The sequence below is a fragment of the Streptomyces sp. NPDC001634 genome, from assembly GCF_040298185.1.
In the GTDB taxonomy this organism is placed as follows: Bacteria; Actinomycetota; Actinomycetes; order Streptomycetales; family Streptomycetaceae; genus Streptomyces.
This window is the reverse complement of the sequence record NZ_JBEOZU010000155.1, coordinates 1-11948: the sequence shown is the minus strand read 5'-3', so window position 1 is coordinate 11948 and position 11948 is coordinate 1. Positions and strand designations below refer to the sequence as shown.

Annotated in this window: 10 protein-coding genes; 5 read left to right on the top strand and 5 right to left on the bottom strand. The window is 71.4% G+C overall.

All coding sequences use genetic code 11. The annotated features are described in order from the left end of the window. Positions 1-132: 132 nt before the first annotated feature. The 5 genes from ABT186_RS45820 to ABT186_RS45800 are packed head-to-tail and all read right to left on the bottom strand — an operon-like array spanning position 133 to position 5680. A complete protein-coding gene (locus ABT186_RS45820) occupies positions 133-1443 on the bottom strand; it encodes a DUF58 domain-containing protein (protein WP_351237349.1) in 1311 nt (436 codons plus the stop codon). Then, positions 1443-2432 (bottom strand): AAA family ATPase, encoded by a 990-nt coding sequence (locus ABT186_RS45815; protein ID WP_351930348.1) that lies wholly within the window; start codon positions 2430-2432, stop codon positions 1443-1445. Before ABT186_RS45815 ends, ABT186_RS45820 begins: the two co-directional genes overlap by 1 nt. Further along, positions 2432-3622: a DUF4350 domain-containing protein gene (locus tag ABT186_RS45810; protein ID WP_351237347.1), complete on the bottom strand. Its 1191-nt coding sequence runs from the start codon at positions 3620-3622 to the stop codon at positions 2432-2434. The genes ABT186_RS45815 and ABT186_RS45810 overlap by 1 nt, the downstream gene beginning before the upstream one ends. After that, positions 3619-4335, bottom strand: coding sequence for a DUF4129 domain-containing protein (locus tag ABT186_RS45805; RefSeq protein ID WP_351237345.1), 717 nt, complete (start codon positions 4333-4335; stop codon positions 3619-3621). The genes ABT186_RS45810 and ABT186_RS45805 overlap by 4 nt, the downstream gene beginning before the upstream one ends. A 4-nt stretch (positions 4336-4339) precedes the next feature. Continuing rightward, positions 4340-5680 carry a glycerophosphoryl diester phosphodiesterase membrane domain-containing protein gene (locus tag ABT186_RS45800; RefSeq protein ID WP_351930346.1) on the bottom strand — a complete coding sequence of 447 codons (1341 nt, stop codon included), beginning with the start codon at positions 5678-5680 and terminating at the stop codon, positions 4340-4342. A gap of 140 nt (positions 5681-5820) precedes the next feature. Between ABT186_RS45800 and mtnA the strand changes: the two genes are divergently transcribed. From mtnA to ABT186_RS45775, 5 genes are all read left to right on the top strand, one after another. Then, positions 5821-6966: an S-methyl-5-thioribose-1-phosphate isomerase gene (gene mtnA / locus ABT186_RS45795; protein WP_351930344.1), complete on the top strand. Its 1146-nt coding sequence runs from the start codon at positions 5821-5823 to the stop codon at positions 6964-6966. An 8-nt stretch (positions 6967-6974) separates the two neighbouring features. Further along, positions 6975-7664: a two-component system response regulator MtrA gene (gene mtrA / locus ABT186_RS45790; protein ID WP_015659998.1), complete on the top strand. Its 690-nt coding sequence runs from the start codon at positions 6975-6977 to the stop codon at positions 7662-7664. A gap of 1 nt (position 7665) precedes the next feature. Then, on the top strand, positions 7666-9720 hold the full coding sequence (gene mtrB / locus ABT186_RS45785) for an MtrAB system histidine kinase MtrB (RefSeq protein WP_351235761.1): 2055 nt from the start codon (positions 7666-7668) through the stop codon (positions 9718-9720). Continuing rightward, positions 9710-11539 (top strand): LpqB family beta-propeller domain-containing protein, encoded by a 1830-nt coding sequence (locus ABT186_RS45780; protein WP_351235763.1) that lies wholly within the window; start codon positions 9710-9712, stop codon positions 11537-11539. Before mtrB ends, ABT186_RS45780 begins: the two co-directional genes overlap by 11 nt. 138 nt (positions 11540-11677) lie before the next feature. After that, positions 11678-11948, top strand: a 271-nt coding sequence (locus tag ABT186_RS45775) for a ComF family protein (protein WP_502973526.1), incomplete at its 3' end; no start/stop codon positions are given.

The following is an 11948-nucleotide window of genomic DNA, read 5'->3' as shown; positions in this document are numbered from 1 at the left end:
TGGTACTGCAGGGGGGACCCTGTGGGAGAGTAGGACACCGCCGAACAATTCTTGAAGAAAACCCCGCACCTCACGGTGCGGGGTTTTCTGCGTTCAGAGGGTGATGCCGCGACCCACCACCCACCCCCGAATTCAGAGACGACCCGCCGCCTTCAGCGCCAGGTACGCGTCCGCCAATGCCGGCGCCAGCTCCTCCGGCGTCGCGTCCACGACGGTGACCCCGTGCCGCCGTAGCTGCTCCGCCGTGCGCGCACGTTCCGCCTGGGCGTGGGCCCCCGCAGCAGCCTCGTACACCGCGTCCGTGCTGCCCCGAGCCGTCGCCATTTGAGCGACGTGCGGATCGGCGACCGATGCGAGCAGGACCGTATGCCGCTGGGTGAGGCGGGACAGCACCGGGAGGAGCCCCTCCTCGACGGGGGCCGTGTCGAGGGTGGTCAGCAGGACGATCAAGGAGCGGTGCGGAGACGTACGCAGTGCCGTCGCTGTGAGACCACGGGCATCCGTTTCGATGAGTTCCGGCTCCAGCGTCGCCATCGCGTTGACCAGGGACGGCAGGACGTCGCGGGCGGCGCGGCCCTGGACGAGGGCGCGGATGCGGCGGTCATAGGCGAGCAGGTCCACCCGGTCGCCGGCCCGGGAGGCCAGCGCGGCCAGCAGGAGCGCCGCGTCCAGGGAGGCGTCCAGGCGTGGTGCGTCGCCGACCCGTCCGGCGGAGGTACGGCCCGTGTCCAGGACCAGAAGGATGTGGCGGTCGCGTTCGGGGCGCCAGGTGCGTACCGCGACGGTGTTCTGGCGTGCTGTCGCGCGCCAGTCGATGGAGCGGGTGTCGTCCCCGGGGACGTACTCGCGCAGACTGTCGAATTCCGTTCCCTCCCCACGCGTCAACACGCTGGTGCGACCGTCGAGTTCGCGGAGGCGGGCCAGCTTGGAGGGAAGGTGCTTGCGGCTGGTGAAGGGTGGTAGGACGCGCACCGTCCACGGCACCGTGTGGGTGCCCTGGCGGGAAAAGAGACCGAGTGGGCCGTACGAGCGGATCGTGACGCGGTCCGCGTGACGGTCGCCGCGGCGCGTGGGGCGCAGACGTGTCGTGAGCCGGCGTCGCTCGCCCGGAGGGACCGTCAGACGGTGGCGGGACGCGGCCACTTCAGTGCCGGGCTGCCAACTGCTGGGCGGCCAGGCATCGCGTAGTCGGGCGCGCAGGGGACGGCGGGACGGGTTGGTGACGGTGAGCGTCACATCCGCCGTCTCGCCAAGGCGTACGGAGGTGTCGCCGGAACGTGTCAGGCCCAGGCGGCGTACGGGTGCGGCCAGTGCGAAGTCACAGGCGCACGCCAGGGCGAGTGGGCCGTTGACGGCGAGGATGCCGGTCCAGCTGGGTTCCCAGATGCCGACCGGGAGGGTGCCAAGTGCCGCCAGGAGCGCGGCGCGTCCGGTGAGTGCCATCAGCGGGGGACGGGGACGTGAGCAAGGATCGCGTTGATGACCGAGTCTGCGGTCACGCCCTCCATCTCCGCCTCAGGGCGGAGCTGGACGCGGTGACGGAGCGTCGGAAGCGCCAACGCCTTTACGTCGTCTGGGATCACGTAGTCACGACCTGTCAGCCAGGCCCAGGCCCGAGCGGTGGCAAGGAGCGCGGTTGCGCCGCGGGGTGACACGCCGAGGGTGAGGGACGGGGATTCGCGGGTGGCGCGGCAGATGTCGACGACGTAAGCGGTGATTTCGGGGGAGACCGTCGTCTTGGCGACGGCGGCGCGTGCGGCGTCGAGGTCGGCAGCGTTCGCCACGGGGCGTACGCCGGCGGCGCGCAGGTCGCGCGGGTTGAAACCCTCGGCGTGGAGGGTGAGGACGTCGATCTCGTCCTGGCGCGAGGGGAGAGGGATCGTCAGTTTGAGGAGGAAGCGGTCCAGTTGGGCTTCCGGCAGGGGGTAGGTGCCTTCGTATTCGACCGGGTTCTGCGTTGCGGCGACCAGGAACGGCTCGGGGAGCAGCCGCGGGGTGCCGTCGACCGTGACCTGACGCTCCTCCATGGCTTCGAGGAGGGACGACTGGGTCTTGGGCGGGGTGCGGTTGATTTCGTCGGCGAGGAGGAGGTTGGTGAAGACCGGGCCCGGCTGGAAGGAGAACTCGGCCGTCCGGGCGTCGTAGACGAGGGAGCCGGTGACGTCGCTGGGCATCAGGTCCGGAGTGAACTGAACCCGCTTGGTGTCGAGTTCGAGTGCGGACGCGAGCGCGCGGACGAGCAACGTTTTGGCGACCCCGGGGACTCCTTCAAGGAGAACGTGTCCGCGGCAGAGGAGGGCGACGACGAGGCCGGTCACGGCGGGGTCCTGGCCGACCACGGCTTTGGCGATCTCGGCGCGCAGGGCCTCCAGGGAGGTGCGGGCGGTGCCCGGGTCCCCGGTGTACCCGGCGTTGTCAGTGGTCGGGGCCATCATGGACGGCGTACCTCTCTTTCGAGGGCGTCGAGTTGGTCGGCGAGGGCGATCAGGGCCGCGTCGTCGCCGGGCGGCGGGCCGAAGAGGAGGGAATGCAGGGACTGTCCGTCGCCGTGGAGGTGGGCGGACAGCGCGGGGAGCAGGGCTTCGGGCGCGTGCGCCTGGGCGACGGGGACGCCTACGAGGGGGGCGAGGCGAGTGCGGGTGGTGGAGCGCAGAGCGGTGGCCGCGCGGTCACGGGCGCCGGCCTTGCGGTAGAGGCGGGCGCGGCCTTCGACGGTTTCGGAGGCGCGGATCGCGACGGGGAGTTTTTCCGGTACGAGGGGGCCCAGTCGGCGTGCCCGCCAGAAGGCGGCCAGGGCTGCGGCGATGAAGAGCTGGAGTGTGCCCCAGAGCCAGCCCGAGGGGAGCAGGTCGAAGAAGCTCTTCTTCCCCGAGTCGGTGGCCGAGGCGTCGGAGAGCGAGGGGAGGTACCAGACCAAGTGGGAGCGGGAACCCAGCAGTTGGAGGGCGAGCGAGGCGTTGCCCTCCTTGTCGAGGCTGTTGTTGAAGAGGATGTCGGGCGCGCCGAGTACGACGGTGTCGCCGCCCCCGGAGGCGGCCGGGAGGCGCACCAGGGTGGGCAGGCCGTCGCTGGGGTAGCACGTGTCGGCGTGGGCGACGCTCGTGAGGTAGCGGACCCCACCGGTGTCTGCGGTGCCCGCTCGCCGGGCGGCGCTCAGCCGGCACTCGGGGTCCAGTGTCCAGTCGATGCTGATGGCGGGGTCGGCCGAGACTCCGGGGGCGAGGATGCCGACGGATGTCTCGGGGGCGATCAGGATCGTTCGGCCGCCGGAGTTCTGCGTCGCCTTGTGCAGCAGCTCCTGTTGACGGTGCGTCAGCAGATCGGGCACGACGACGAGGAGTGTGGTGTCGGTGCCGACGGCGGTGCGGGCCTCGTCGAGGGTGGTGACCATGCGGGTGGACACGCCCCGGTCGGCGAGGAGTGCGGCGACGGCGCGGCTGCCGTAGGGGTCGGCGGAGCGCGGATCGAGTCGGCCGTGATGAGTGTCGGAGCGGACGACGGCGATCGCGACGGCACCGATCAGGATGAGCACGACGGCGAGCAGCACACCGCGCGAGCGGGTCCACACCTGGCGCACCGTGGGGGAGGCCGAGGTGGATGGAAGCGTTGCCTCGGCGGTCATCCGGCGGCTCCCTGGCGGGCGTTGGCCACCGTGTTGAGGGCGCTGCTGGTGAGGTGGGGCCTGGCACGCTCCAACTCGTCGTCGAGGGTGGTGAGCCGGCGGTACATTCCTTCGCCCGCGGTCCGGCCGCCGTATGTGACGTCGTCGAAGTCCCGGGCGGCGGCGCGCAGTCGGTCCGCGTGGTCGGGCAGGGTGCGGCCGGCTTCGGAGGCGGCCTCGTCGGCGGTGCGGCCTGGGCGTACGTCGAGCAGGGCGCGCTCTTCCAGGGAGCGGACGATGGCGCGCATGCGTTCCTGGACGGCCTGGTTCCAGTGGCCCTGGGCGGCGTGCGCCTCGGCGGCCGCGCGGTGTTCGGCGGCGCTGCGGGGGCGGTCGTCGAAGAGTGCCGCGGACGAGGTGGGCATGCGGCGCGGGGTGCCCAGGCGCCACCACAGGGCCCCGACGAGTGCCAGGACCGCCAGCACGATGACGATGAGGCCGACAGTGCCGCCGGGCGCCGCGGTCGAGGCGGCTCCGAAGAGCCGGTCCAGCCAGTCCCAGAAGGCGTTCAGGGCGCGCTGGAACAGGCTCGGGTCGTTCTCGTGGTACATCCGCTTGGACAGCTCTCGCCGGGCCGCCTCGCGCGCGGGGTCGCGCGAGATCGTCACCGGCGGTTCGTCGCCCGAGCGCCACAGCACCGGTACGACCCGCAGTACTCCCCCCGTCAAGCTCACCCCATCAGCTCCCCGGGGTGGTGCCGGGGGCGTCGGAGCCGTAGCCCTGGACGCCGGCGGCGCGGGCCAGGTCGAGGTCGAGGGCCTCGCGGCGGATGCGCTGGTCGATGTAGAGGAGCACGCTCACTCCGGCGGTGATCGGGAAGGTGAGCATACGTCCGATCACCGAGCCGATCCCGCTGACGATGAGGAACGTCCAGCCGATGTTGCCGCCGCTGCCGTTGAAGAAGCTGCTGAAACCGGAGCCGCTGAGCACCCCTGCGATGAGGGCGAACGGAAGTACGACCATCGACGCCACGATGCTCGCGATGATCTGCGCGAGCAGCTGAATCCCGAAGACCCGCCACCACGAGCCGCGCACCAGCTTCGCGGAGCGGCTCATCGACTTGCGGATGCTCTGCTTCTCCAGCATCAGCGCGGGGGAGGCGAGCGAGAAGCGGATCATGATCCACAGGGCGACGACACCGCCGGCGAGGCCGCCGAGGAGGGCCAGCGCGGCACCCGCGGCGGCCGATCCGGCCACCGCGACGAGGATGCCGGGCAGCGCGCCCACCGCGATGATCGCGAAGGCCATGAGCGGCAGCAGGAGAGTGAGCCCCAACAGCCTGGCCAGTTGCGGGCGGGCGTCATGCCACGCCTCCGCGGTGGTCACCGGCCTGCCGAGCACGGCCCGGCTGGTGACGGTCGTGAGCAGGGCCGTCGCAACGATGGTGCCCAGCAGGGCGACCACGAAGACGGCGCCGGAGGTCAGCAGCGAGTCGCCCAGGGCGCGGCTCAGCTCGCTCGGGGAGGGGTTGCGTTCGTTGAAGACGTTTGTGTTTGCCCTGTCGTTCAGGGCGAAACCCTGGACCAGGATGACGACGATCTCCGTGACGACCGAGATGGTCAGCGAGATGCCGACGACCGTGCGCCAGTAGGTGCGCATGGTGGAGACCGCGCCGTCGAGGATCTCACCGACGCCGAGCGGGCGCAGCGGGATCACTCCGGGCTTGGCCGCGCGGGGCGGACCCCAGTTGCCGCCCCAGCCCTGGGGGCCGCCGAAGCCCTGATTGGGGCCGCCCCAGCCGCCGTATCCGCCACCAGGGCCACCGGGACCGGCGGGAGGGGGACCGCCCCAGCCCGGTCCGGGCGGAGGCGATGGCGGAGCCTGGCCTGGGCCCTGCGGTTGGGGAGCGGTCCACTGCCCGGGCGGGGGCTGCTCCTTGGACCAGTTTGTCGGCGGCTGCGGCTGATCGGTGCCGCCGTGGTCCGAGGGCTGCTCCGGGGGCTGCGTGCCGAATGTGCCCGGCTGCTGCCCGTCGGAGGGGGCAGATCCGGGCGAGGCCCAGCCCGGAGTGTCTTTCATCGTCGCTCCTTCACGGTGCCCGTCCGCGGTTGCGGCGGCGAGTTGGCAGCCATCGTGCCACGGTGTGGCCGTGAAAGAACCGGGGGTGGTGCGGGCTGCATGCCTTCAATTGTCGGCCGCATACGGGGCAGACTGACCGCATGGCTGATCAGTACGTGCGATCCGACAAGGACAAGCAGTCGGCCGGGATACCGGCGATCCGCTGGGACGAGCCGCCCGAAGGCCCTGTACTGGTCCTTCTCGACCAGAGAAGGCTGCCGGCCGAGGAGGTCGAGCTCGTGTGCACGGATGCGCCCGCGCTGGTGGACGCGATCCGCACCCTCGCCGTGCGCGGTGCGCCGGTGCTCGGGATCGCCGGTGCGTACGGCGTCGCGCTCGCCGCCGCGCGCGGATTCGACGTGGACGAGGCCGCCGCCGCGCTGGCGGGAGCCCGGCCCACCGCGGTGAACCTCGCCGTCGGCGTGCGCAGGGCCCGGACCGCGTACCGGGCCGCGCTCGCCGACGGCGGCGACCAGCGGCAGGCCGCCGAGGCTGCGCTTGCCGCGGCGCGGACGCTGCACCGGGAGGACGCCGAGGCCAGCGCACGGATGGCGCGGCACGGGCTTGCGCTGCTGGACGAGCTGCTGCCGGGTGGCGGGCACCGGGTGCTCACGCACTGCAACACCGGGGCGCTGGTGTCCGGCGGCGAGGGCACTGCGTTCGCGGTGACGCTGGAGGCACACCGGGCGGGGCGGCTGCGCAGGCTGTGGGTGGACGAGACGCGGCCGTTGCTGCAGGGTGCTCGCTTGACGGCGTACGAGGCGGCCCGCAACGGGATGGCGTACACCTTGCTCACGGACAATGCGGCAGGCTCCCTGTTCGCGGCCGGGGAGGTGGATGCGGTACTGATCGGGGCGGACCGGATCGCGGCCGACGGATCGGTGGCGAACAAGGTGGGGAGCTATCCGCTTGCGGTGCTGGCCAGGTATCACCATGTGCCGTTCATCGTGGTGGCGCCGGTGACGACGGTGGATCCGGACACCCCGGACGGGGCCTCCATCGAGGTCGAGCAAAGGGCCGGTCATGAGGTGACGGAGGTCACCGCACCTCAGGTGCCGGTGGCAGGAACGGAAGCGGGAGGCGGGATACCGGTGGCACCCCTGGGGACCCAGGCGTACAACCCGGCGTTCGACGTGACGCCGCCGGAACTGGTGACGGCGATCGTCACCGAGGAGGGCGTCGTATCGCCCGTGACAGCCGAGGCTCTCGCCGCGCTGTGTGACAGGTCACGCCAGGTAACAATTTAGTTAATGGGATGATGTCGTTTATGAAGGGACGAGTCCTTGTCGTCGACGACGACACCGCACTGGCCGAGATGCTCGGCATCGTGCTGCGTGGTGAAGGTTTTGAGCCGTCTTTCGTAGCCGACGGTGACAAGGCGCTGGCCGCTTTCCGTGAGACCAAGCCCGACCTCGTGCTGCTCGACCTGATGCTGCCCGGGCGGGACGGCATCGAGGTGTGCCGTCTGATCAGGGCTGAGTCCGGCGTGCCGATCGTGATGCTGACGGCGAAGAGCGACACCGTGGACGTAGTGGTCGGCCTGGAGTCGGGCGCGGATGACTACATCGTGAAGCCGTTCAAGCCGAAGGAGCTCGTGGCCCGTATCCGGGCGCGGCTGCGGAGGTCGGAGGAGCCGGCGCCCGAGCAGCTCGCCATCGGCGACCTCGTCATCGACGTGGCCGGTCACTCCGTGAAGCGGGACGGGCAGTCGATCGCGCTGACGCCGCTGGAGTTCGACCTGCTGGTGGCGCTGGCGCGCAAGCCGTGGCAGGTGTTCACCCGCGAGGTCCTGCTGGAGCAGGTCTGGGGTTACCGCCATGCGGCGGACACCCGCCTCGTCAACGTCCACGTCCAGCGGCTGCGCTCCAAGGTCGAGAAGGACCCGGAGCGGCCGGAGATCGTGGTGACCGTCCGTGGCGTCGGTTACAAGGCGGGACCGAGCTGATATGACGCGGGACAGTGCCGCTTCGGCGCCCGGTCGGCCGGGGACCCGTCCGGAGCGGCCTGTCGGACGGCGGACGACGGACTCCGGGTGGGAAAGGTTCTTCGAGGGCGGGCTGCTCCAGGGCGGAGTCCAGGGCAGCCCGGTCCTCCGTCTGCTCATGCGCTGGGTACGTCGTCCGCTGCTGCCCGTGATGCGGCTGTGGCGGCGCAACATCCAGCTCAAGATCGTCGTCACGACCCTGCTGATGTCGCTCGGCGTGGTGCTGCTGCTGGGCTTCGTCGTCATCGGTCAGGTGCGCAACGGTCTGCTGGACGCCAAGGTGAAGGCGTCCCAGAGCCAGGCCGTCGGCGGTTTCACGGTGGCCGGGCAGAAGGCCGACAGCGCGGCCAGCGCGAGCGGCGACGACAACGCCGGCCCGGGCAACAGCCCCGTGCAGAACGTCAGCGGGTGGATGGGTGACCTCGTCGAGTCGCTTTCCAGCGGTGGCCAGGGTGCTTTCGACGTGGTCACGCTCAGCACGACCGCCGCGGACAACGACAACCGGGGCCTGGGCCCGCGCGCGTCGGGCGGCGTGGACCCGAGCCAGAGCGTGCCGGACGGCCTGCGCAAGCGCGTCGACGCCGGTATGGGCGTGGCTCAGAGCTACACCCGCATCGTCTACACGGACAGCGGCCGCGATCCGCAGCCGGGGCTCATCATCGGCAAGCAGATCAACGACCCGAACGGGGATCCGTACCAGCTGTACTACCTCTTCCCGCTCACGCAGGAGGAGAAGTCGCTCAGCCTGGTGAAGGGGACGCTCGCCACCGCCGGGCTCTTCGTCGTCGTCCTGCTCGGGGCCATCGCCTGGCTCGTGGTGCGCCAGGTCGTCACACCGGTCCGGATGGCTGCGGGCATCGCCGAACGGCTGTCCGCCGGGCGTCTGCAGGAACGTATGAAGGTCACCGGCGAGGACGACATCGCCCGTCTGGGCGAGGCCTTCAACAAGATGGCGCAGAACCTGCAGCTGAAGATCCAGCAGCTGGAGGACCTGTCGCGGATGCAGCGGCGGTTCGTGTCGGACGTGTCGCACGAGCTGAGGACGCCGCTGACGACCGTGCGGATGGCGGCCGACGTCATCCATGAGGCACGCGCCGACTTCGACCCGGTGACCGCGCGGTCGGCGGAGCTGCTGGCCGACCAGCTGGACCGGTTCGAGTCGCTGCTCGCGGACCTGCTGGAGATCAGCCGCTTCGACGCGGGCGCGGCGGCGCTGGAGGCCGAACCGATCGACCTGCGCGACGTGGTGCGACGCGTGGTGAGCGGGGCCGAGCCGCTCGCCGAGCGCAAGGGCACGCAGATCCGTGTCGTCGGCGACCAGCAGCCCGTCGTGGCCGAGGCGGACGCCCGGCGTGTCGAGCGGGTGCTGCGCAATCTCGTTGTCAACGCCGTGGAGCACGGCGAGGGCAAGGATGTGGTGGTCAAGCTCGCGGCGGCGGGCGGCGCGGTCGCGGTGGCGGTGCGCGACTACGGCGTGGGGCTCAAGCCCGGCGAGGCGACCCGGGTGTTCAGCCGTTTCTGGCGGGCGGACCCGGCACGTGCGCGTACCACCGGTGGTACGGGCCTGGGGTTGTCGATCGCCCTGGAGGACGCGCGGCTGCACGGCGGCTGGCTGCAGGCGTGGGGCGAGCCGGGCGGCGGGTCCCAGTTCCGGCTGACGTTGCCGCGGACGGCGGACGAGTCGCTGCGTGGCTCGCCGATACCCCTGGAGCCTATGGACTCACGCCGCAACCGGGGACTGAACGACGCCGGTCTGCCGCAGGGCGGCTCCGGCAAGGTCGCCACGGTACCCGCGCAGGCCTCGAGCGAGCAGGTGCCGCCGCGGCACCCGATCGCGCCGCGGCTGGCCACGGTGACGCCGACGGCCGACCCGACCGCGCTGCCCGGCAACGGCGCGCGCGTGGTGCCGCGGCCCACCGGGAGCGTGCGGCGCCAGGACGACGGCACACCGGAGCCGTCGCAGGGCGTGGGCGGGACGGACGAGCGGGAGCAAGGGGAGGCCTTTCGTGGGCGCTGAGGGGGCCGACCGACGGCGCGCACTGCGCATAGGGGTGTACATAGGTTGCGGCGCCGTACTGCTGACCGGGTGCGCCTCGATGCCGGACAGTGGTGGCCTGAGCGGCGTCGAGTCCACGCCCCGGCAGGACGCTCAGGTCCGCGTCTTCGCGGTGCCGCCGCGCGAGAACGCCGGGCCCGCGGAGATCGTGCAGGGCTTCCTGGAGGCGCTGACCAGCGACGACCCGCAGTATGAGACGGCGCGCAAGTATCTGACCGACAGCGCGTCGGGCAAATGGAACCCGGACCAGTCCACCACGGTGCTCTCCGACGGGCCGAACACCGTCCCCGAGCACACCAGTAGCCGGGAGGCGGGCGACGACGCCTACACACTGACCGGCAGCAGGCTCGCCGTAGTGGACGGGCAGCACGCGTATGCGCCGAGCTCGGGGGCGTACAGCAGGACGGTGCACCTCACGTTGGTGAAGAAGACCAACCAGTGGCGCATCGACTCGCTGCCGCAGGGCGTGGTCATGGGCAAGTCCGATTTCCTGCGCAACTACAAGTCGGTCAACAAGTACTACTACGCCGCGAACGTGCCCGCTGCGACCGGCGGTCAGCTGAGCACGGTCGCCGATCCGGTGTACGTGCGCAGCAACGTGGATCCCGTGACGTCGATGGTCCGGGCGCTGCTGAAGGGCCCCACACGCTGGCTGGACCCCGTGGCGACGTCGAGCTTCCCCTCGGGCACGGCGCTCGGGAAGGACGTCACCTCGCTGTCGCCCGACGACCAGAACAAGCTGACGGTTCCGCTGAACGACAAGGCCGACCGGGTCGGGCAGGCGCAGTGCACCAGGATGGCGGCGCAGCTGCTGTTCACCCTCCAGGATCTGACGCCTACGGGCGTGAACCAGGTCGAGCTGCGGGGGTCGACGGGCAAGAAGCTGTGCGAGCTGAACGAGGACCGGGCCGAGATCATCGCCGCGCACGGCACGGGCAAGAAGCCCGAGTACGAGTACTTCATCGACGGCAAGCAGCGGCTCGTCCGCCTGCCGAGCGGCAGCAGCTCCAACGAACCCGACCCGGTGCCGGGCGCGCTGGGCACGGGGGACAAGAAGCTGCGGGCGGCTGCCGTCTCGCGTGACGAGGACACCGCGGCCGGGGTCTCGGCCGACGGGCGGTACCTGTACGTGGGTTCGCTGGCGTCCAGTGCTTCGCTCGGGAACGCGGTACTGACCAGTCGGGGCATGTCGACGGACGACCGGCTGACGACGCCGAGCTGGGACGGCGGAGGCGATCTGTGGGTGGCCGACCGTGATCCGAAGCGTCCGCGGCTGGTGATGCTGCAGAAGGGCGCGGGCGAGCCCGTCGAGGTGCGCACGCCGGGCCTCGACGGGCGCATCGAGGCGGTGCGGGTCGCCGCCGACGGGGTGCGGATCGCGCTGATCGTGGAGAAGGGCGGCAAGACGTCCCTGCGGATCGGACGCGTGGAACGGGAGACCGGGGCCGACGGGCGGCCCACCGTGTCCATCCTGGAACCGCACTCCGTGACTCCGCAGCTGGAGGAGGTCACAGCCATGTCGTGGGCCGGTGACAGCCGGCTCGTGCTGGTGGGACAGGAGTCCGGCGGCGTGATGCAGATGCGGTACGTGCAGGTCGACGGCTCCACGCCGGCGGGCAATCCGCCGGCCTCGCTGACGGGCGTGAAGCAGATCGCGGCGTCCGAGGACGAGCGGCTGCCGCTGGTGGCCTACTCGGAGGACGGGATCGTGAGGCTGTCGGCCGGGGCCCAGTGGCAGAAGGTGGTCAAGGAGGGGACGGCTCCGGTCTATCCGGGGTGACCCTGAGCAGTGCCGGGCGTGACGGCCTGGTGAGCCTTGGGGCCCGTCCGGGCTCGGTCCGCGTACGCCCCTCGGTTGTCCACAGGCAGTTGTCCACAGGGCTGGCAGGCCGGCGCGGGCATTGGCACAGTGGTGGGCATGCGGGGGTGGTGGCAGGACCTCACCGACCTGGTGCTGCCGGCCGAGTGCGGAGGCTGCGGGAGGCCTCGCGCGGTGCTCTGCCCGGAGTGTCGCGCAGTCCTCCTCGGGACCGCACCGCGCCGGGTGCGACCTGAGCCGGAGCCGGCGGGGCTGCCCGTGGTGCACGCGGTGGCGCCGTACGAGGGCGCCGTCCGCGCCACGCTCCTGGCCCACAAGGAGCGGGGCGTCCTGACGCTCGCAAGGCCGCTGGGTGCGGCGCTGGCCGGGG

Excerpts from the sequence above, each read along its gene's own strand:
- ABT186_RS45820 (WP_351237349.1), bottom strand. The coding sequence starts at position 1,443 with ATGGCACTCACCGGACGCGCCGCGCTCCTGGCGGCACTTGGCACCCTC.
- ABT186_RS45810 (WP_351237347.1), bottom strand. The coding sequence starts at position 3,622 with ATGACCGCCGAGGCAACGCTTCCATCCACCTCGGCCTCCCCCACGGTG.
- mtnA (WP_351930344.1), top strand. The coding sequence starts at position 5,821 with ATGGCTGATCAGTACGTGCGATCCGACAAGGACAAGCAGTCGGCCGGG.
- mtrA (WP_015659998.1), top strand. The coding sequence starts at position 6,975 with ATGATGTCGTTTATGAAGGGACGAGTCCTTGTCGTCGACGACGACACC.
- ABT186_RS45815 (WP_351930348.1), bottom strand. The coding sequence starts at position 2,432 with ATGGCCCCGACCACTGACAACGCCGGGTACACCGGGGACCCGGGCACC.
- mtrB (WP_351235761.1), top strand. The coding sequence starts at position 7,666 with ATGACGCGGGACAGTGCCGCTTCGGCGCCCGGTCGGCCGGGGACCCGT.
- ABT186_RS45800 (WP_351930346.1), bottom strand. The coding sequence starts at position 5,680 with ATGAAAGACACTCCGGGCTGGGCCTCGCCCGGATCTGCCCCCTCCGAC.